Origin of the sequence: Nitrosospira sp. Is2 (assembly GCF_033095785.1) — a bacterium.
Taxonomy (GTDB): Bacteria; Pseudomonadota; Gammaproteobacteria; order Burkholderiales; family Nitrosomonadaceae; genus Nitrosospira.
The window spans coordinates 612768-631930 of the sequence record NZ_CP137134.1 but is presented as its reverse complement, the minus strand read 5'-3'; the positions used below and the strand labels follow the sequence as shown (position 1 = coordinate 631930).

Annotated in this window: 15 protein-coding genes and 1 tRNA gene; 8 read left to right on the top strand and 8 right to left on the bottom strand. The window is 56.0% G+C overall.

Annotated elements, in window-relative coordinates; genetic code table 11:
• Positions 1–84: 84 nt before the first annotated feature.
• The 5 genes from galK (at position 85) to R5L00_RS02820 (ending at position 4816) form a co-directional block, all read left to right on the top strand.
• On the top strand, positions 85–1176 hold the full coding sequence (gene galK, locus R5L00_RS02840; RefSeq protein WP_317653264.1) for a galactokinase: 1092 nt from the start codon (positions 85–87) through the stop codon (positions 1174–1176).
• Positions 1177–1265: 89 nt separating this feature from the next.
• Positions 1266–1415, top strand: a complete 150-nt coding sequence (locus R5L00_RS02835; RefSeq protein WP_317653263.1) for an alcohol dehydrogenase catalytic domain-containing protein — start codon at positions 1266–1268, stop codon at positions 1413–1415.
• A gap of 187 nt (positions 1416–1602) precedes the next feature.
• Positions 1603–1679: transfer RNA gene (locus tag R5L00_RS02830), tRNA-Arg, on the top strand.
• Positions 1680–2657: 978 nt separating this feature from the next.
• A complete protein-coding gene (locus R5L00_RS02825; RefSeq protein ID WP_317653262.1) occupies positions 2658–3170 on the top strand; it encodes a hypothetical protein in 513 nt (170 codons plus the stop codon).
• A 680-nt stretch (positions 3171–3850) separates the two neighbouring features.
• Positions 3851–4816, top strand: coding sequence for a hypothetical protein (locus R5L00_RS02820; RefSeq protein ID WP_317653261.1), 966 nt, complete (start codon positions 3851–3853; stop codon positions 4814–4816).
• A gap of 803 nt (positions 4817–5619) precedes the next feature.
• On the opposite strand, the gene R5L00_RS02815 is transcribed toward R5L00_RS02820, so the two are convergent.
• The 3 genes from R5L00_RS02815 to R5L00_RS02805 all read right to left on the bottom strand — a co-directional run bounded on the left by R5L00_RS02815 (position 5620) and on the right by R5L00_RS02805 (position 8807).
• Entirely contained in the window at positions 5620–6003 is a 384-nt protein-coding gene (locus tag R5L00_RS02815; protein ID WP_107692375.1) for a hypothetical protein, read from the bottom strand.
• A 569-nt stretch (positions 6004–6572) separates the two neighbouring features.
• Positions 6573–7310, bottom strand: a complete 738-nt coding sequence (locus tag R5L00_RS02810) for a hypothetical protein (RefSeq protein WP_107692376.1) — start codon at positions 7308–7310, stop codon at positions 6573–6575.
• Between the two features lie 12 nt (positions 7311–7322).
• Complete coding sequence (locus R5L00_RS02805; RefSeq protein WP_317653260.1) at positions 7323–8807, bottom strand: hypothetical protein; 1485 nt, start codon at positions 8805–8807, stop codon at positions 7323–7325.
• On the opposite strand from R5L00_RS02805, the gene R5L00_RS02800 reads away from it, so the two are divergent.
• Complete coding sequence (locus R5L00_RS02800) at positions 8806–9018, top strand: hypothetical protein (RefSeq protein ID WP_146164526.1); 213 nt, start codon at positions 8806–8808, stop codon at positions 9016–9018. The two genes, R5L00_RS02805 and R5L00_RS02800, sit on opposite strands and share 2 nt — an antisense overlap.
• A gap of 137 nt (positions 9019–9155) precedes the next feature.
• Here R5L00_RS02800 and mnmC read toward each other — a convergent pair whose 3' ends face one another.
• From mnmC to egtB, 4 genes are all read right to left on the bottom strand, one after another.
• A complete protein-coding gene (gene mnmC, locus R5L00_RS02795) occupies positions 9156–10991 on the bottom strand; it encodes a bifunctional tRNA (5-methylaminomethyl-2-thiouridine)(34)-methyltransferase MnmD/FAD-dependent 5-carboxymethylaminomethyl-2-thiouridine(34) oxidoreductase MnmC (RefSeq protein WP_317653259.1) in 1836 nt (611 codons plus the stop codon).
• A 77-nt stretch (positions 10992–11068) separates the two neighbouring features.
• The gene (locus R5L00_RS02790) at positions 11069–11818 is read right to left on the bottom strand and encodes a TerC family protein (protein ID WP_107692379.1); all 750 of its coding nucleotides are present in this window, start codon (positions 11816–11818) and stop codon (positions 11069–11071) included.
• 198 nt (positions 11819–12016) lie between these two features.
• A complete protein-coding gene (gene egtD / locus R5L00_RS02785) occupies positions 12017–12922 on the bottom strand; it encodes an L-histidine N(alpha)-methyltransferase (protein ID WP_317653258.1) in 906 nt (301 codons plus the stop codon).
• A 59-nt stretch (positions 12923–12981) separates the two neighbouring features.
• Complete coding sequence (gene egtB / locus R5L00_RS02780; RefSeq protein ID WP_317653257.1) at positions 12982–14388, bottom strand: ergothioneine biosynthesis protein EgtB; 1407 nt, start codon at positions 14386–14388, stop codon at positions 12982–12984.
• Positions 14389–14843: 455 nt separating this feature from the next.
• Between egtB and R5L00_RS02775 the strand changes: the two genes are divergently transcribed.
• The gene (locus tag R5L00_RS02775; protein ID WP_107692382.1) at positions 14844–15383 is read left to right on the top strand and encodes a PRC-barrel domain-containing protein; all 540 of its coding nucleotides are present in this window, start codon (positions 14844–14846) and stop codon (positions 15381–15383) included.
• 65 nt (positions 15384–15448) lie between these two features.
• Here the strand turns inward: R5L00_RS02775 and R5L00_RS02770 are convergent, their stop codons facing one another.
• Positions 15449–17779: a helicase C-terminal domain-containing protein gene (locus R5L00_RS02770; RefSeq protein ID WP_317653255.1), complete on the bottom strand. Its 2331-nt coding sequence runs from the start codon at positions 17777–17779 to the stop codon at positions 15449–15451.
• 183 nt (positions 17780–17962) lie between these two features.
• Here R5L00_RS02770 and R5L00_RS02765 point away from each other — a divergent pair, with 183 nt between their 5' ends.
• Complete coding sequence (locus tag R5L00_RS02765) at positions 17963–19120, top strand: MFS transporter (RefSeq protein WP_107692383.1); 1158 nt, start codon at positions 17963–17965, stop codon at positions 19118–19120.
• Positions 19121–19163 lie beyond the last annotated feature (43 nt).

Here is a 19163-nt window from a genome sequence, read left to right as displayed (position 1 = left end):
TGCCTGCTTAAGCTATAGCCATGACCCGCACGACCGGGCGAGCACATGCCCCAGGTCTTTTGTTACCGCGGGCGGCAGCAGCCGATGAGCAGCTTTGAGGAAGTGTTCGGAAGTGCGCCAACGGTGGTGGCCGAGGCGCCTGGCCGCGTCAATCTAATGGGTGAGCATACTGACTATAACGACGGCTATGTGCTGCCGATCGCGATTGGGCAACGGACCCGAGTAAGCATGCGACCCAATGGCAAAGATCAGCATGTTCTTTATTCCGAGATGCTCGACCGTGCGGTCCGCTTTACGCTCGATAACCCGCCGACGGAACATTTCGCCACATACGTATATGGATGCCTGATGGAAGCGCGCGTGGATGGTATCGAAGCGCCCCCGTTGGATATCCATGTTCAGTCTGACGTGCCCGTAGGGGTCGGGCTGTCCTCCAGCGCCGCGCTCGAGGTTGCGACATTACGCGCGTTGCGGGCGCTTACCGGGGCGCGACTGGACGATGCGCGTCTTGCGCAACTGGGGCAGCGCGCAGAGATCGAATACGCCGGGGTCCGCTGCGGCATCATGGACCAGATGGCGTCGAGCCTTGCGGAAACGCGCAGAGCCCTGTTTCTCGATGCACGGACCCTAGAGCGAAGGCTGGTTCCGTTGCCACCCGCGTCCGCGGTGCTGGTAATCGATTCCGGCGTGGCGCGGACGCTTGCCGGCTCCGGCTACAACCAGCGGCGCGCGGAGTGCGAAGAGGCCGCCCGACGACTTGGCGTACTTGCGCTAAGAGATATTAAGGACATGGCTGCCGCCGATTCTCTGCCTGAGCCTTTACGGAGTAGAGTGCGACACATCGTCAGCGAAAATGCCCGTGTATTGCTGGCGGTGGATTGCTCGAATGCGCACGATTTCGGTCTGCTCATGAACGAATCGCACGACAGCTTGCGCGATGACTTCCAGGTTTCCGTGCCGGCGCTCAATCATCTGGTTGCATTGTTGCAGGCGCATCCGCGTGTATATGGAGCGCGGATGACCGGAGGTGGGTTTGGCGGCGCTTGCGTCGCCCTATGCGAGCCGCAAGCGTTGCATGAAATTGCCGCGGCGGTGCTGCGGGATTACGCGCGCGCTGGCTTTCAGGGGCGCCTGCTGGTCCCTTCGCCGGCTGAGGCAGATAACGCCGGTAAATGACGGTCGTCACCCTGAATGGCTCCGTCCAAGCCCGATAATTCCATGCACGCCATGGTGCTGGATGCGCCAAGACGACCGCTTGAATTGCGGTGCCTGCCTCCTCCCATCAGGGACCGGACCAATTGCTGGTCAAAATTGCAGCCTGCGCTATTTGCCGTACCGATTTGCATGTGGTCGATGGCGAACTGCCTAAGCCGAAACACCCGATTATCCCGGGTCATGAAATCGTGGGCAAGTAGCATCTCCAGGAAGCAGTGCGAATGGTTCTGATATAAGCGATGCCTACGGTTCTTGTTTCAGCTCCCATCTTCTTGCTCAACCTGACACCTCGGCAGGGAGCGGAATTGCTTTGACTTGACCGCGTGCCAGTCTGATATAATTGTGCCTGGCAATCGCAAAAATACCGAGCAAGATTGCCCAGCTTTAGCGCCCGTAGCTCAGTTGGATAGAGTACTTGGCTACGAACCAAGGGGTCGTGGGTTCGAATCCTGCCGGGCGCGCCATATAATGAAGGAGTTAGATAACACGTCTAACTCCTTTTTCTTTTGGGAACACGCGGGGGATACTATGCGCCTACCTATCCAAACCGCCGTGCTCCTTCGTCCCCTCCTGAGCCCTTCGTCACGGAGACTGGGCCCCTAATATGATACGTGCGCGTTGATGAATCGATAGTGTGGAGTAGACCTCCCGGCAACGAAATGCTCAGCCGGATCCGCTCAGAAATATAGTGATCGACCGGTAGTTCTACAATTGCCCCAGACGGCGCCCCCCAGTCAAGATTGGCCTTTCATCATTTCCTGGCTCGGTGTAGGCACACGCCGTGCGGCTCTCCCATCTCCCCCCTATATGCGTCGAGGGCCTTGCGCCGGTGCAGCTTCTATTTCAAGGCTACTTGAAAAATCCGTGTTCTTGGCGTGCGTCCCGTCAGGTTTCTCGTAACGGGGGTACTGCCAGCAGCCGGCGCGTTTTGCCCTGAACAACCCGTACCTACTATGCGGGAGAAGATCATTCCACGGGGGTGTCGCCATGTGGCGACATTTTCCCCGGGCCTGCAAAAACGTCAGTTTCATTCTGAGCGATTTGTCAAAAAAATTTCATATAACCGCCACATAACTCATTTGATATGTCGCTGGATGGCGACATATCAAAAAACCAATCAAATCAGCTCGCTGGATATGTTAATTCTCTTGCTCAACAAATTTGTTGTCGCGCTTGGAAGCGACAGGGTGATCGGGCGCGAGGTTCGAGCTGTATCTGGACTATTCCTGATAACCACGTGATATACCTCGTAAATTACAGTTGTGGCATGTTACGTGCTGTACGACTAAAGGCGGCATGCAAGATGGAATTACTCCGGGTGATTGAGAGGGAGCAATCGGCTTTCACATCATAGCAACTTGCATCCGCGGTAGGTTCCTAATGAATCTATCTCATAAACAGGTGGTAATCGCACAATCCAAACTTACTTTCGGGAGGTCTACATGGGTATTATTAACTCAGCATTAAATCTTAGGTTTGAGCACGACAAGAATGACAAGCATGACGGGAAGGGCAAGGACGAGAAGGACTGGAAGGACAAGCACGACGACAAGAACGACAAGCATGGCAAGAATGAGCACGACAAGGACTGTAAGGACAAGGACGGGAAAGACAAGCACGACAGGAAGGATGATCACGGCAGGAAGGATGATCACGACAGGAACGACAAGCACGACAAGCATGGCAAGAATGAGCACGACAAGAACGACAAGCACGACAGGAAGGATGATCACGACAGGAACGACAGGAACGACAAGCATGAGGACAAAGGGGACCATGGCGATCATGGCCGCTGGGCTGCCGGAAGCGGCCACGAGGATGATTACTTCCCCGACCACGCCCACACCGACGGCTGCTCGTACGGTGGCGATGGCAAGGGATGGCACGATGCCCCGGTGGCGACACTGGTTGGCACTCCCGACCTCGGGGTCAGTGATGGTTTTCTGGGTGCCTAGCGCGGACGATTGCTGATGGCGCTTTGTGCCTGAGCTAAATCGAGTGTAATAGCCCTACAAACGCCTACGGAGAAATCCGTGGGCGTTTTTTTATAATTTATATGGAGGGATTCGTCTGGGTCTGGAATTGGGGGAGCTGCCTCCCACGGCAAGGAAGAGTTGGTCGACGGTTGCCATGCTCGGGTGCCAGTCAGGCATGTGGCAGGTGGAAGTTCAGTAGATTAATCATTATCTGCCTTCTTTTGGGGATTGGGATAAGGAAGGGGTACTCTCAGACGGGAAATCATTCGTGGGACACAGATGGAATACTTGGGGCATTTTTTCAAGGATTACTCGGCCCGCTTACCGGTACAGAATATAAGCGACGCAATATAAGCGGTGGTATATGATGAAACCCACTGAAGCTGGCGAAGGAGTGCTACCCTATGACTCATGGGCAGAGTCATCCGTTAGGGATAGGTGATATCAAAGGCGCTGGTAATTTTTGGTAGAATGTTGCTGTCGCGAACGACCAATGGGATACGCCAGGAACGCGCTTTGAATAAGCCGGGTTAGCGAGGTTTTATGGGCAGCACATCGGTGCGCGTTTGTTGAGTTCTCTGGGTTAAGTACGCAAACGAACGGAACGATTTTGCGTCAGGTGTACCATTTGAAGCTATCTTGATTAAACGAGGTGCCCCTTGAAACACCCTTCCATTTCAGTTAACAATATAGTTAACAATTCCCGGTTGATCTTGCTTGCCGGTCTGATCAGTGGAATAGCTGGTGTCGTCCATGCTCAAATTCCCGGACCCGGACAGTTTGGGGGTATGGGTCAAGGCGGGGCGCCAACAGGGATGCGCCCCTCGGACTTGAGAAATGCTCCCCCCGAAGAAAGACACCGGGGACAACCACAACAAGGCGGGACCCCCGCAGGGCTGATTCCGACCGACCCGAGAAATGTTCCCCTGGACCAGAGAGAGACGCCAGCGGGCGCAATATCGGGGCAGACGCTCGACAACCGTAATGTCCCCCTGGGCCAAAGAGATTCACGAGGCGGCGCAATGACGGGACAATACCCGACCGACCCAAGAATGGCACCCTCCGGCCAGAATCCGGCATACGGCGGCGCAACGCCTGGTCAGTACCCCGGAGACTTGAAAAACACCTTGGGCCAGAGACGTACCGCGGCCGACGCGAAAAAGACACCCCCGGGCCAGAAACGCACGTACGGCAGCGCAACGTCAGGAAAGGCGCGACCCGAGTCCAAAGACGCATCCGGCAGCCAAACTCGCACGTCCGGCAGCGCAACGAGGGGGAAGGCGGCGGCTGACTCTGAATATACGTACACCGACCAAAGCCGTGGATACGGCGACACGACGGCTGGGCAGGGTAAATCCGCCGTTAAGGACTCGACCTCTGGCGAAGGACGGGAAGCCGGGCGCGCCGCCAAGGGCAAGGCGCCAGCGGTCGCAAGGGAGACATCCGCGGACGAAAGACAAACCAACGCGCAGGGAAGCGCTCCAGTGGACCCAAAGAGAGAGCGCCCTGCCGATTCAACAGGCGCGCTGCCACCCCACTCGACCGGCGATGCCGCTTCCATGCCAGTCAAACCGGGTAAAAAAGAGTTACCAAAAGACCCTTATGAAGGAATTAAGCTGAAATGAGAAAACCAGGCGTGGATGGCGGACGGTTGGGGGCCGCGGCATGGCACAATTTTTTACTTGATGCCCGACCATGCCTTCCCAAAGAGCTCAGGATCATTACTTCCGCCGAAAAATCCTGACCTGTTATTCCTTGATCGGTTAAACAAGGGCGGTTGCCTAAGGGGTTTGTCACGATGTGGCCCGGTGTTTGCCGGGTCCGAGCCCGAAACCTCTGCCCAGTTCGGCAGGGCTGTACCGCTCAGGCAGATTCTCCTCTCACCATAGAGCGACTGTCGTCGGCCATCAACCGGCCAAAGAAATGCTGGAAGATGATATCCCTTCGTAGCATCGCGCGCGCATCGGCCAGCCAAACTCGCACATCCGGCTCGCCGCAACGAGGGGTAAGGCGGCGGCTGGCTCAGGATATACGTACACAGACCAAAGCCGCGCATACGGCGACGCAACGGCCGGGCAGCAGCCATCCGCCGCTAACAACTCGACCTCTGGCGAAAGCCGATCCTGCGGCCCAAGTATTTCGGGGAGCCCGGTGAAAAACGTGTAGGGCGTGGCGGCTGAACACGTCAACAAACGGCAACGTCGTCATGCCCGACCATCACGTTCCCGACGAACACCAGGATACCGCTTCCGTCTAAAAATCCTGGCGGGATTTAAAGCAAAGGTATTTGATTAAGACATGGGCCCGACGTTACAACGCCCAGTCAGGATGACTTTTTGCCCAGCTGGCATCCTGTTTTACCAGCAAATGTCATTCCATTCCAATACACCCAGTCGGGCCGATTCAGGCGACCCGGCTTCCTGTATGCTCAGGCAGATTCTCCTCTCACCAGAGAGAGACTGTCGTCAGCGATCAAGCGGCCAAAGAAATGCTGGAAGATGGTATCCCTACGTAGCACTGCGCGCGCATCTACCATTAGACGCAACCGTCCGCTTTCGAGCCGTAAAAGCTTCACATAATTGGGAAATATATGGTGCGCAGGCACCGCGACCCCGTTGCCCGGTTCAACGGGATAGATGACCCATTCCGGGACCAGCCCCGATTCGCGTATGGTGGTTTCCGATTCTTCGAAAACGTACGCTGTAATACCCATCGCGGCGCTTCTCCAGCATTCGACTGGTACAAGCGGCTGCTCTGCTTGAGAGTTGGAGCCTGATATTTCCATGGATTCGCGCTTGGGTTTGGCTTTCATAACTTCCTCTGAAGATGATCACATTATGCCCGCCCGTTTTCCCTCATCCAGCAGGCCATTCGGGCTTATTTTGTTTTCCTACCAGATATGAATCCGTCAATCGAACGTTCGCCTGTAGGGGCTTATCATTTGTACAGATAAAAACAGATGGAACAGATGTTCTGCTTGGCATCCCGCCCGCCTCGACGCCCCTCCGCCTGCTTGAAACGCTTGCGCCCCTTCGTACGTTGTGCCCGCAATTTTGCAAAATATCCGAGTGCTCTTTTTTGCTCGGTGGCGCCTGTCTACGATTCCATATTACGCGTTCCGAGGACTTTGCCCATTGGACCAAAGTACAACCGCGCCCGGAAGGTGGAAGAGGGCGACCGGACAGACTCTTCGGGTCGGGCTCTGGAAGGCCAAGCCATCGGGTGCCCCGCTATCCAAACGCCGCCGCCAAAAACGACCGGGCGTATTTTAACTCTTGCATTCCCATTTAGTAAGCATCCTCGCGTTGGGCAATAGCGAGGGAGCTCTGTATGGTCCAGCAGAAGATGAGTCTGCATGCGGCGAGTGCTTTTTTATTGTTATCACGTGGGTAAGCGGTGTGCTGTATAAAAAGCGCCAGTAATGGAACCTTCCTTGTTTTCCTCATGGTATTCATGCCACCAGCGCGCCGCCTGCCAGATCGCTTCCGGGCAGCTGGCGCGGCTTTCCAGGCCCGGGGTTAGGTCGAATCCCGCGGCGCCCGCCACCGTCTCCAGCATCGCCGCGGACGGCATCCCCAGCCCGTCCAGTAGAGGATTCCCTGACCGGCCCGCGCCCCACACATATCCCAACCATGCCAATAGTAGCTGCACTGCATCGATCACGATCCGCTGCTGCTGGAACCGCTCGACCGCATTCATCAGCATCGCCGGTTTTACCGAGGGCGGCAAGTAAAGGATGGCAATGTTGGGGAAACGCTTCGTATCGCCGTACCTCTCAAGGGTGCCTGTTTGTACACCGTTGCTTGCAGTAGGGAAGCCGAAGCCCGACGCAGGAGCCAGGGAGATTTCATACAGCGGAGCGGTAGCCAGGTGCGCGGCTTTGCTCTCTCCCAGTAACGCCACATGTGACCAGTGGCTGGGGGTCAAGTCACTGCGTAGATGCGATTGGGCAATTCTCAGACGAAAATCGATGAGATCTGTCCCGCCTAAAAGCAGGATACCCATCCTGTCCGGCTGCCAGTGCGAGCTCAGCCAGTCCATGTTTGTTGTCCCTTTTCCCCGTCTGTGCTCCGCAAATTCCTTGTTGATCGATTTGGCTCTTGAAGAAAGCGTATACATATTGTGTGATCCTTATGCAGGGGCCAGTGACATTTCACGGAGCGACCGCGGTTTGCATTGTAAGGGGTCGTCGTGAAGCGGGTAGTAGGTGACGCGCATGCGGGCGCCCGCGCCAATCCGGGCAAACGAGAGTAGCGCCACATGGTTGCCAACCTGCTCGTGGGTCCGTGAGCAGCTAAACCGTCCCCCGAACCCGCCGAACCATAGAAACTCGGGTACGGGGTCGGGGGAAGAGTGTCTGGGCCAGACACTGGTTTGGCCCGTAACCGCGTCCCGGACGGCGACCAGCTGATCTCTCCCTACAGAGCTTGCGAGCGAGGTGGGGGAGGAGATGATTTCGAATATCGACTCGCGCCCGGTACGAGCGTCTCTTATGGTTGCGACACGCCCCCAATGCACATCGCCTGTGATGAGAATAACCGGCAGGCCTGCTTCGGCCAGTTTTCCCAACGTCGCGGTAATATGACCGAAGTCGCCATAGTTTGGCATCAGGTAATCCGCGATCTTGCCCTTCCATTCGCTCGATGCCGAGTCGAGCAGCGATTGCCCGGTAATGAACAGCGCGGTGCGCCGCTTCCGTATCACCTCGGCTGCCCAGTGTTCGAGTTGTTTCCTCGCTCTCGTTGTCAGTACCGTAGCGCGACCGGGGTCGCGCAACGATCTTCCGTCTGCCAAAAAGAAGGACAGCGGCTCGATGTCAATTACTGACGCATCGCCCAGCTCTGCGGGTCCGCCATGAAAATAGGCGTCGCGCTCGTGGGCGAATTGGAATGCCTTATATAGGTCAGTCGCCGCGATGGTCCAGTTGCCCCGCCCCGACTGTGTCCAGCTGTTCTGGATAAACGGGCTGGGATGAGGGAAATTGTTCCAGTATTCATGGTCGTCGGGTACCGAGATGGTTGGCGCCAGCCTGAGCATTTGCGAATATCCCGCTTCCCCCTGCCAATTGGCCCGGTAGTCGGCCTCAAACTTGCGCGCGAGCGCGGCCGCATTGGCGGGGAAGTTTGCGAGGGTAGGCAGGTCGAGATATACCTGATCGCCGAGCAACAACGTTAGATCGGGTCGCGCGGCGCTGTTCAGTTGACTTGCCATCAGGCCCGCCTGCCCGCCTCTGTCCTCCGCATGATGAAAACAGGAAACCAGCAGGACATTGAATGTCCCGTCCAGGAGGTCTGGAATGCGGGACGGCAATGTTTTCAGGCGCAACTCGGCGCTTGTTATTACACCGTTGGTGCTTGCGGTGACGCTTACTTTATAAACCCGTCCCGATTCCAGACCACTGATCTCAAACACGCCGGTAAAATTCTCCACCGGCCGTTCATCCCGCAGTTCGTCGGCGATGGCGCTCGCAAGAGGACGTAGAGGTTGTACGCGGGGGGAATTGAGGGGTATGTTGTCCAGATGCCATGTCAGTGCGGGCATCTGCGATGAAAGAACGCCGATCCACAGGCGCAGGCAGTCGTTCGGCGCCACCCGAGGCACAAGAGTTATTTTCATGGCCGCAAAAGCCTACACATCAAGTGCTTGTACATCAAATTACATCTGGAAACGGTTAGAAACACATAAAAAGCAGGCACAAAAAATGTGCGAAACTGACCCTATTCAGCCTTGGTATGACGGCCCAACCGGCAAAGGGAAACAAATGATCTTGGCACCTGATGGATTCGCCCGCTACGGATTTATTCGATTTGAGGAGATTATACGGTAGTGATGCTGGAATGCGATCACTGAAGAGTTCCAGTGTTAGGCAGCCTGGCCGGGACCGCGCCAGCGATGCAAGCAATGAAGCAAGGGACGACCCGACAGTTTACTTCAGACACGGTATCGGTCGTTTATTGCTGCAGCTCATTTTATTCGGGAGTGAACCCTTGGAGCGGGCGCAAGCGCAGCCAGCACGCCGAGGGGTAAAGGCAGCAATTGTCCGCACGCGGCCGCAGCGATCACTTCACCGGAAAGGCCGGCCGTGATCAGGCCGCGCGTGCCATGGCCCAGGCTGGTATAGAGCCGGGGCAAGAGCTCACCTACGAGCGGCATCGCCCCGGGAACTGAAGCTCTTATCGAGGCGCGGCCCTTTAGCTGACCAGGGTTCAACGAAACGATATCAGCTGCCTTGCCCAGCTCCGACGAGATTTCCGCCAATCTGGCTAAGTTCTCAACGTGTTCGGCGATACGCACGTCGGTTTCTTCATCATTGAAGCGATGCGTTGCTCCGATCAAGTGGAATCCTCCGATGGAAGGGGCCAGATAGCCGCTGGCGCATACGATCGCCTTGAGATTTTCGCTCATGCTCGTGGAAGGCGCCATGGTGATCTGTCCCCGCACCGCGGTGAGGGGCAGGTTAGTCGAGGGTTGCAGCAATGTTGCGTTGGGGCCGGTGCAAATTACTGCTACCTCGGCCTGACAAACCCACACCTGGTTGTGCTGGTCTTGTCCTTCCACGCGCCATCCGTCATCTACAGGGGTTAACGAGTCTACACGGCAGCCCGTGCGTGGCACGATGGCGGCGCTTTTCGTGAGCGCCATGCACATCTCCAGCGGCACTACCCAACCTCCTGCGGGGAACCATAGCCCGCCATTGGGCAGCTCGATGCCAGCCAACCGTGATGCTTCGCTTGCGTCCACTGGTCGTAGCACATGCTTAGGCCAATTGAGCGCCGCCAGTTTGTCGATCCGTTTTGCTTCGTTCGCGGAAAACGCCAGTTGCAGTTCGCCGCATTCCGAGCGAACCGCCCCATCAGCCGGTAACTTCTCGTCGAGCAGGGCGAGAACATGCCCATAGGACGCCAGCACGAAGCGATGCAGCGGATTCATGCCTGCGCTCAAGCGAGTGTGCAGTATGCCTCGTGGATTCCCCGAAGCGCCGGCGGCCAGGCCGTGTGCGCGCTCAACGAGCGTAACCGCGACCCCGCGAGCGGCCAATGCTGAGGCGGTGGCACAACCGGCCACGCCGCCGCCGATGACAACGGCTGTTCGAGGAACGCAACGCGCAGGCGCAAAACCGGGAAGACGACCTTGCAACATCTGCCGTTTGTACCCAAAGCCGGTGGATTTGATTACCTGAAATCCGGCTTGTTCCAAACCTCGCCTTACCCCGCCGGCACAAGTATAGGTGGCGAAGGTGGCCCCCGGACGCGACGCTTGCGCGATGCCCGTGAACACCTGTTGGGTCCACATTTCGGGATTACGTCGGGGTGAGAAGCCGTCTAGAAACCATGCGTCGATATCGGGGCGGATTTCAGCCAGGGCTACTGCTACGTCGGCAATGACGAGGGTGAGATGCACCCGGTGGTTCGCAAAGCTCCAGCGATTCCAACCCGGGACGCGGCGCTTCCAGCGCGCGCTGAGTTCGTCCGCGTAGTTGCGCAACCCCGGCCACAGCGCGAGCGCCTCGGCCAATTCCTGGTCATCCAGCGGAAATTTCTCGATACTGAAGAAATCCAGGTGGGCTTCAGGCGGCGCCGTCTCGTCGAACAACTGCAACGCGCATAAAAAGGCCAAGCCAGTGCCGAAGCCGGTTTCCCCCACGACCAGACTGTCACCCGGCAGCAATGAAGCAAAACGCTCCGCAAGGTAGTTGCCCTGGAGAAAAACATGCTGTTTTTCGGCCAGCCCGGACTCGCGGGAAAAATAAACATCGCCGAAGCGGTTGGAAAAAGGTTGTCCGTCCTGCCAATCAAGCATGGCGCGTCTTCAGTGCTCGCTTGAGACTAGCAACCAGCCAGCCGAACAGGCTTGCAACAGGAGCGTGATTCGTCCTGTCACTCAACCTTGCTTAACGGTGTGTGCAATTTAACTGGCTCCGCGATTTTCTTGCGCATGCGAAGATTGATGAATTCCACGGCGACCGAAAATGCCATCGCGAAATAGATATAGCCCTTCGGTACATGTACGTCGAAACCCTCGACGATGAGTGTTACCCCTACCAGTATCAGGAACGAAAGCGCCAGGATTTTAATTGTGGGATGTTTCTCCACAAAATCCCCTATTGGCTTGGCCGCGAACAGCATCACCAGCACCGCCAGGATAATAGCGATCGCCATCAAGGCGACATGCTCAACCAGTCCGACCGCCGTAATAACCGAATCCAGCGAAAACACAATATCCAGAATGGCAATCTGGATCAACACCGATCCCAGGCCCGTCACGATAATCTGTTTATTGTTGCCCTCCGCGCCCTCCAGACTGTTATGAATTTCATGAGTTGCCTTGAATAAAAGAAATAACCCGCCACCGATCAAAACCAGATCGCGCCCCGAAATTGACATGCTGAACAGTTCAAACCAGGGTTTGGTCAAGCCCATGACCCATGAAATGGAGAACAGCAGCCCGAGGCGCGTGAGCATGGCGAGGCCAAGGCCCATCCTTCTTGCGAAATTACGCTGAGACTCCGGGAGACGTCCTACCAGGATCGATATGAAAATAATATTGTCGATGCCCAACACGATTTCCAGCGCGGTCAGCGTCACTAACGCTACCCATGCTTCCGGGCTCGCCACCCATTCGAACATCAGCTTCCCCTAGTCTTAACGTGAATTTTGTCTGGCACGCGGTTTTTACGGAATTCGATTTCGCTACCGTTTGCCTGCGTCGCCCATGTGGGGGTTCTATGACAAAGGTATGAAGAGAACGAATGAGCCGAGTAAGCGAAGCCCGGTGCGGCTTATTTTACCGCTGATAGCGGTTTTACGACCGACGGCGCCAGTTTTTTATGTTATCACGGCCAGGGTGACAGCGAACCACGACAGTGGATCTGTCCAGGTATGTTCCACTTCGAATCCGCCGTTGTGTAGCAGGCTTTCCAGACATTCAAGGGTGTATTTGTAGCTGTTTTCGGTATGGATGCGCTCACCTTGACCAAAGCGCAATCTCAGGTCAAGGGCGTCTATCCTGACGGACTGGGGAATGGCGCTTTCCAGATGCAATTCCATGCGCGATACCGCCCGGTTCCAAAACGACACGTGCGAGAAAGTGTCCGGTTCGAAGTGACCGCCAAGTTCGCGATTAATCCGGACGAGAAGGTTTTTGTTGAACGAAGCGGTTACGCCAGCGCTGTCGTTATAAGCTGCGTGCAGAATCTCGCTATCTTTTACCAGATCTGTCCCAAGGAGGAGTTGATCCCCTTTGGATAAATGGGCGGCGATGTTTCGCAACAGCGATATTGCCTGATTCCTTTCCAGGTTACCAATACTCGACCCGATATACAAAACCAGCCGCGGCGGAGCTTGACGTTTAAGAAAGGTCAGGTCTTCGAAATCCCCGACATGGGGATGGACCCGTACCGATTCCAATTCGTTTTCCACTTCGTGCTTCGCGATCTGTAGCGCGGCCGCCGATACATCGAGAGGAAAGTAATTCACTTTAAACTGCCGCTGCAGCAGTGAGCGCAACAAAATGCGGGTCTTGGTCGCTGTCCCCGCCCCCAATTCGGCAACAGAAACGTTCCGGCCAAGCCGAGAGCATATTTCGTCAGCGTGAGTCCTAAATATGGCAGCTTCCGTTCGGGTCGGGTAATACTCCGGCAAACAGGTGATCTGCTCGAACAAGGCCGACCCTTTGTCGTCATACAGAAGTTTCGGCGGCAGGCTTTTTGGCGTCCGGAGCAGGCCCTCCATTACGTCCGCCGCTATCGCCGGCAGGGAGGGTGAGACTGCACTAAGCTGCTGGCGCGGGATCATGAGCGGGCGCAATCGTGAGCCAACCGTATGCCAGAGAATTGCCAACGCGTCTGCGGCGGGAAGAAATTACGGTAGGACTTGCGGATATGCGATCGAGGCGTGGCACAGGAGCCGCCACGTAATACCATTTGGTTGCACATGAATTTGCCGTTGTATTCGCCTTCCGCGCCGGCGGGCGGGCGGTAGCCTGGATAAGCGGTATATGGGCTGGAGGTCCATTCCCACGTGTCACCGAAGACCTGGTCCATGCCTGTCTGTGGGGGGTTCGCGTGAACGGCCGGACGGGGATGGTACTTCCTGCCCTCGAGCAGGTTTGCGCCCGCTGCGCTGGTATTCTTGAGTGACCCCGCGGCGATTTCCCATTCAAACTCTGTTGGCAGCCGCTTCCCCGCCCATCGGGCAAATGCATCCGCTTCATAGAAACTGATGTGGCACACCGGTTCAGCTGGATTCAGCGGCACCGTTCCACCGCACGTAAATTGCGTCCATTCATTTCCTGCCTGTTCCCAGTACAGCGGCACTGTCCAACCGTTGCGGCAGACGTGATCCCACGCATCGGATAGCCATAGTTCGGGGCGGTGATATCCGCCGTCTGAGATGAAGGCCAGATATTCCCGATTAGTCACCAGACGGGAGGCGATACAAAAAGGCTCAATAAAGACGGCATGCCGAGGCAATTCATTATCGAAGGCGAAACCGGGGTCGTCATGGCCAATATGATGGATACCCCCGTCGAAGCAACACCAGGACCGGGTCAGCGCGGCCTCAGGCGGTTCGGTAGTGCCTTCGACTTCAGTTTTGGCCGGCTGATAGCTGGGGCGTAAAGGGTTGAGCCAAAAGGCGTGCTTGATATCGGTGACGATGAGTTCCTGATGCTGTTGCTCGTGGTTCAACCCCAGTTCGAGCAATCGATGGACTTCAGGGGAAGCATCGCGACCGAGCAACGCCCGAATGTTGTCATCCACATAGGCACGATAGGCCTGAACCTCGTCAAGCGTGGGACGGGAGAACGTTCCCCGGGTGGCCCGATCGGGATGGTGCCCCAGGCGCTTGTAGTACGAATTGAACAGAAAGTGAAAGCGCTCATCGTACGAAATGTACTTGGTTAAGTGCGGCGCCAGAACAAAGGTTTCGAAAAACCATGTGGTGTGGGCAAGATGCCATTTCGACGGACTCGCATCAGGCATGGATTGAACCATCTGATCCTCCGGCGTGAGCCCGGCGACGAGTTGGGTCGTCTGATTCCGTACCTGTTGATATTGCTCAAGCCATGCAGGGGATAGGGAATGCGTGCCGTGCCGCGGCGATCGGGTGAGTGGGGCGATCTTGTAGCTTCCTGGCTCCACCACGGAGCCAATAGGGGCGCCTTTCTGCCATCGCGTAGGTGACGTGGATATGGGCATCGTTTGTTCTTCCGGAGTTCGTTATTCAGGGTGATACATGATGGAGTGATGGGGGCGATGGGAAGATTTAACGTCCCGGCAGCTAACCTGTCTCGAACCCAGCATCTCGCAGCATAGCGTTAGCGTCTTTGGCTTCTTTCGTTCCACGGCGGAGATTTTGGGCGACCTGCCGCATCAAATCTGTGCGCTGTCAGACATTAGGCCAAACATAGCCTGAACATGAGAGAAAAGCATCTGGTTGCGACGTCAGATCTCGGGGAACATCTGATCAAAGCGGCGAACATGCGGGCTTTGTATGTTAGCGCACGGACCCTCATCAGCAATTTCCGCATCATGTACCCATCCGATGCGCTGCAAAGCGGATCGAAGGCGCTGAGGACCAACGCAAGAAGGTCCTTCGCAGAAAGTCGAAATGAAAGATCGAACTCAACTCATAACCTTCAAAGGAGACAACCATGAGCTATGAAGATCGCGATACCTACGGCATGTATAAGGGCACAACGTACAAAAGCTATGACAAGCAGGGGCCGGGGCCTCGCCTGATGGGTGCCGACACGCTCATTGGCGAGGACGTGTACAATCACAAGAGCGAAGATCTGGGCGATATCAAGGAGATCATGATTGACATGAACACTGGGACCGTCGCTTACGCGGTGTTGTCCTTCGGCGGATTGCTGGGTATTGGCGAAAAACTTTTCGCTGTGCCGTGGAAAGCGCTGAAGCTGGACACGGAAAACAAGCGCTTTATACTGAACGTGGATAAGGAACGCCTTGAGTCCGCGCCAGGGTTCGACAAGGACAACTGGCCCGATATGGCCGATCCCACCTGGCAGAACACCATCAACTCCTACTATGGGACCAAGTCCTATATGGACACCACGTCGTCCAAGGATTACACCTCGTCGGGGAAGAAGGAGGACCGAATCATACCCGAGGCCCCATCGGGAACCGACTACGTGAAAGACGAAACCGGTGGCGATTACGTCCATAAATAAGACGGGGGCCAATCAGCCCGGTATGTCATGACCTTAGATAGAGTCATTGACGCAAAAGAGGCAAGTTAATCTTGCCTCTTTTGCTTTTCAGGATATGGAAACCGTTGGATCTTCCACCAGTCCGGTAACAGGCGGCGAACGCGAGGTTGCGCAAACCGGTCATCAATGAGATAGATGACCCCTTCGTCCAATGGAGTGCGAATGACGCGGCCAGCGGCTTGCACAACTTTCCGTATGCCTGGAAAGAAGTACGTGTAGTCGTAGCCGGCGTTGAACATGCTATCCATGCGAAGCTTTACTTGTTCATTCACCTCGTTGACCTGAGGCAGCCCGAGTGTCGCAATAAACGCGCCGTTCAGGCGTTTGCCAGGAAGATCGATACCTTCAGCGAACGACCCTCCGAGTACCGCAAACCCTATTCCCTGGCTGGTTGCAGTGAAGCGCGCAAGAAACTCGTGCTGCTCAATCTCGTTCATTCCATGGGTCTGCACCCAGATTGGAATGTCGGGTTGACTCGATCTGAACTGAAGCGTTACGCGTCGCACATATTCAAAACTGCTGAAGAACGCGAGATAATTTCCCGGTCTCTGCAAGTATTGCCGGGATATGAGATCAACAATAGGAGAAATGGATGCCTCGCGATGCCGATACAGGGTCGAAATATTGCTGACGACCTGGACCAGCAATTGTTCGGGCTTGAAGGGCGAGGGCACATCGATCCATCCGGTATTTTCCGGCAGTCCCAGCATATCGCTATAAAAGCGCCGCGGACTCAGCGTAGCCGAAAACAGCACGACTGACTTTGCCGCACCGAAGCGGTGCGCTATCAAAGGCGCGGGTATGACGTTTCTGAGGCAGAGCACCGCTGTGTGATTGCGTAAGGTTCCGTTTTTTACGGGGTCTGTACTTTCATCTTTCATATCGAGCGTTACGTCAAACAATGAATGCTCATCGAATAGTTCGCTCATCCGCGTGAAATGCAGGGAATCGAAGTAGAAGCGTTGCAATTCTCCGTTGATGCTTTCCGGATTTTCGGCTGAATAATCGGTAATTACGGTGACGGCTTGCTGCAACGCCACCAGGAATTTTTCCGGTACCGCGTTGCGAACCGCATAATCTTCAACCTGATCTTTGCAGATCACATTCCAGCAGCGATTGAGCCGGTCAAGCACTTTTATAAGTTGTGCCGGCGCCGACCGCCTGGCAGCTTGAAAACGCGTTTGGGCAAGTTCCGCCGTATACATCGAGCGTGCCCGGCCGATCAGGTTATGCGCCTCGTCCACGAGGACACCAATAGCCCACTGGTTGGCGACGGTCAATCCGTGCAGGATGGCACCGAGATCGAAATAGTGGTTGTAGTCGCCGATTGCCACGTCGCTCCACTGGATCAGATCCTGGCTGAGATAGTACGGACAAACATGATGCTCACGGGCGACCGCGCGCAGCGCGTCCTTGTCCAGCACGTTCGCCACGGCGAGTTCAAGCGCGGCGTTGCGCGCCTGCGGCAGGCGATCGTAAAAGCCGTTTGCAAGCGGGCAGGAAGCGCCATGACATGCCTTGTCCGGATGCTCGCAAGCTTTTTCACGTGCGACCAGTTCGATTACGCGCAGGGGCAACTCCGGTTGGGTACGCTTGATCAGCATGAGGGCATCCAGCGCAAGTTTGCGCCCGGAGGTTTTGGCGGTGAGGAAGAAAATCTTGTCCAGTGCCTGTCCGGGCCAGGCTTTAAGAAATGGAAAAAGAGTGCCGATTGTCTTGCCTATCCCGGTTGGCGCTTGTGCGATCAGGCAGTGGCCGTGCTTGGCCGCTTTGTATACGGCCTCAGCCAATTGCCGTTGCCCTTGGCGAAATGAGCCGTGGGGGAAGCTCAGACGGATCAATGCCGCGTCGCGGAGAGTGCGGTGAAGCAGTTCCTGTTCAGCCCAGTTCAGAAAGTACTCGCACTGAGTATCGAAGTATTCCTTGAGCGCGCTGGCCTCCTGGGTCTCGCTCAACACGACTTCTTTCTTGCTGACGATATCGAAGTACACCAGTGCAAGGCAAACTCGCGCCAGACCCAGCTTACGGCACAGCAGCCAACCGTAGATTCTGAGCTGTGCCCAGTGGAGCCGGCGATGATTATCAGGCATCATGCCCAGCTCGCCCCGAAACGTTTTGATTTCCTCGATCTGATTCCGGGCCGGGTCAAAACCATCCGCGCGGCCGCGTACGAGCAGGTGCTTATACTCGCCGCTGAGATTGACTTCGGCCTGATATGGTGAGGGGCGGCGCGCTTGTACGACCCTGTGCCCGAGCATGCCCTCTTCCGCCGAAGGCGCCGGGGTAAAACGCAGATCAAGACTGCCCTGTTTGGCGGTGAACTCACACAACGCGCGTACCGACACCGTATATTTCATCGGTGGGTTTGGTTCAATCGGAGTGTCAATTTCTGTGGCTGGCCGCACGTGCGTTACCTCTGCCGAGGCTTGCAAATTCACTGCTGATTTTGTCCCAACATGAGAATATCCTTCCAAATATTACCGAGCTTCACTCGCGCACGCATCGGTTTTTGCTTTGCGGCCAGCTGAGAAACCCAATCCATGCATCCCCTTCCTTACTGGCGCCTTTCGGGTTTTTATTTCTTCCATTTCGCCTTCATCGGGGCGTTCGCGCCTTATTGGAGCCTCTATCTCAAATCCCTCGCATTCGGCGCCTTTCAAATTGGCATGCTCATGTCGCTGCTACACGTCACGCGTATATTCGCCCCCGCTGCATGGGGCTGGCTTGCCGATCATACCGGCAGGCGGGTGCTGATTGTGCAGGCGGCTGCACTCATGGGTTTGATTAGCTACTGCGGAGTATTTTTTGGCGAGTCGTTCGCGTGGATGTTCGCGATCATGGCGTTGATGAGCTTTTTCTGGAGCGCGTCGCTGCCTTTGATCGAGGCCACTACGCTTTCGTATCTTGGCGAAAGCACGGCGAGATATGGACGTATTCGAGTCTGGGGTTCGGTGGGGTTTATTTTCGCCGTGACCGGAACCGGTTATCTGCTGGATGCATCGAATATCACTTCCCTACTGTGGGCAGTGCTTGGATTCAAGCTGGGTATCGTTATTTTCTCACGACAGATACCTGAAGCGGAAGTAATGGTTCACCCGGCGGACGGAGTCTCGGTACGGCAGATATTAGGTCGGCCGGAAGTGATTGCCTTTTTCGCGGCTTGCATGTTGATGGCGCTTGCCCATGGCCCGTATTACACTTTTTATTCAATTTACCTTGTGGAGCACGGTTACAGCAAGAGCACCGTGGGCTGGCTATGGGCCGTTGGCGTGATTTGCGAAATCGGGATATTTTTCCTGATGCCGCAGCTGATGCATCGCTTCAACCTCAAACAGATCATGGCTTTCAGTTTCAGTTGCGCCATTGCCCGGTTTTTGATGATAGGCTGGGGAGTTGACTGGCCGGGCGTGATCTTGTTGGCGCAAGTATTGCATGCCGCGACGTACGGCGCCCACCATGCCACCGCGATGATGGTGGTGCACCAGTTCTTCCAGGGACGGCATCAGGCAAAGGGGCAGGCGCTTTACACCAGTCTGACATTCGGGCTGGGAGGAACGCTAGGGGGAATATTCAGCGGTTATGCCTGGGAGTGGCTGGGGCCGGGCCTGACGTTCACCGTGAGTTCGATTGCGGTGCTGCTTGGGTTGGTATTGGTGGTATGGAAAATGAACGTCGGCCGAAAATACAGGACTATATAACATGCACGGAAGAAACCTGCAGCGTGCTATCACTGTCTGCACT

What these genes read in the sequence shown, in the direction of transcription:
- R5L00_RS02765 (WP_107692383.1), top strand. Translation starts at nt 17,963, where the DNA reads ATGCATCCCCTTCCTTACTGGCGCCTTTCGGGTTTTTATTTCTTCCAT.
- R5L00_RS02790 (WP_107692379.1), bottom strand. Translation starts at nt 11,818, where the DNA reads ATGTTCGAATGGGTGGCGAGCCCGGAAGCATGGGTAGCGTTAGTGACG.
- R5L00_RS02800 (WP_146164526.1), top strand. Translation starts at nt 8,806, where the DNA reads ATGGCCGCAAAAGCCTACACATCAAGTGCTTGTACATCAAATTACATC.
- egtD (WP_317653258.1), bottom strand. Translation starts at nt 12,922, where the DNA reads ATGGAGGGCCTGCTCCGGACGCCAAAAAGCCTGCCGCCGAAACTTCTG.
- galK (WP_317653264.1), top strand. Translation starts at nt 85, where the DNA reads ATGAGCAGCTTTGAGGAAGTGTTCGGAAGTGCGCCAACGGTGGTGGCC.
- R5L00_RS02805 (WP_317653260.1), bottom strand. Translation starts at nt 8,807, where the DNA reads ATGAAAATAACTCTTGTGCCTCGGGTGGCGCCGAACGACTGCCTGCGC.
- R5L00_RS02775 (WP_107692382.1), top strand. Translation starts at nt 14,844, where the DNA reads ATGAGCTATGAAGATCGCGATACCTACGGCATGTATAAGGGCACAACG.
- egtB (WP_317653257.1), bottom strand. Translation starts at nt 14,388, where the DNA reads ATGCCCATATCCACGTCACCTACGCGATGGCAGAAAGGCGCCCCTATT.
- mnmC (WP_317653259.1), bottom strand. Translation starts at nt 10,991, where the DNA reads ATGCTTGATTGGCAGGACGGACAACCTTTTTCCAACCGCTTCGGCGAT.
- R5L00_RS02810 (WP_107692376.1), bottom strand. Translation starts at nt 7,310, where the DNA reads ATGTATACGCTTTCTTCAAGAGCCAAATCGATCAACAAGGAATTTGCG.
- R5L00_RS02815 (WP_107692375.1), bottom strand. Translation starts at nt 6,003, where the DNA reads ATGAAAGCCAAACCCAAGCGCGAATCCATGGAAATATCAGGCTCCAAC.
- R5L00_RS02825 (WP_317653262.1), top strand. Translation starts at nt 2,658, where the DNA reads ATGGGTATTATTAACTCAGCATTAAATCTTAGGTTTGAGCACGACAAG.
- R5L00_RS02770 (WP_317653255.1), bottom strand. Translation starts at nt 17,779, where the DNA reads ATGAAATATACGGTGTCGGTACGCGCGTTGTGTGAGTTCACCGCCAAA.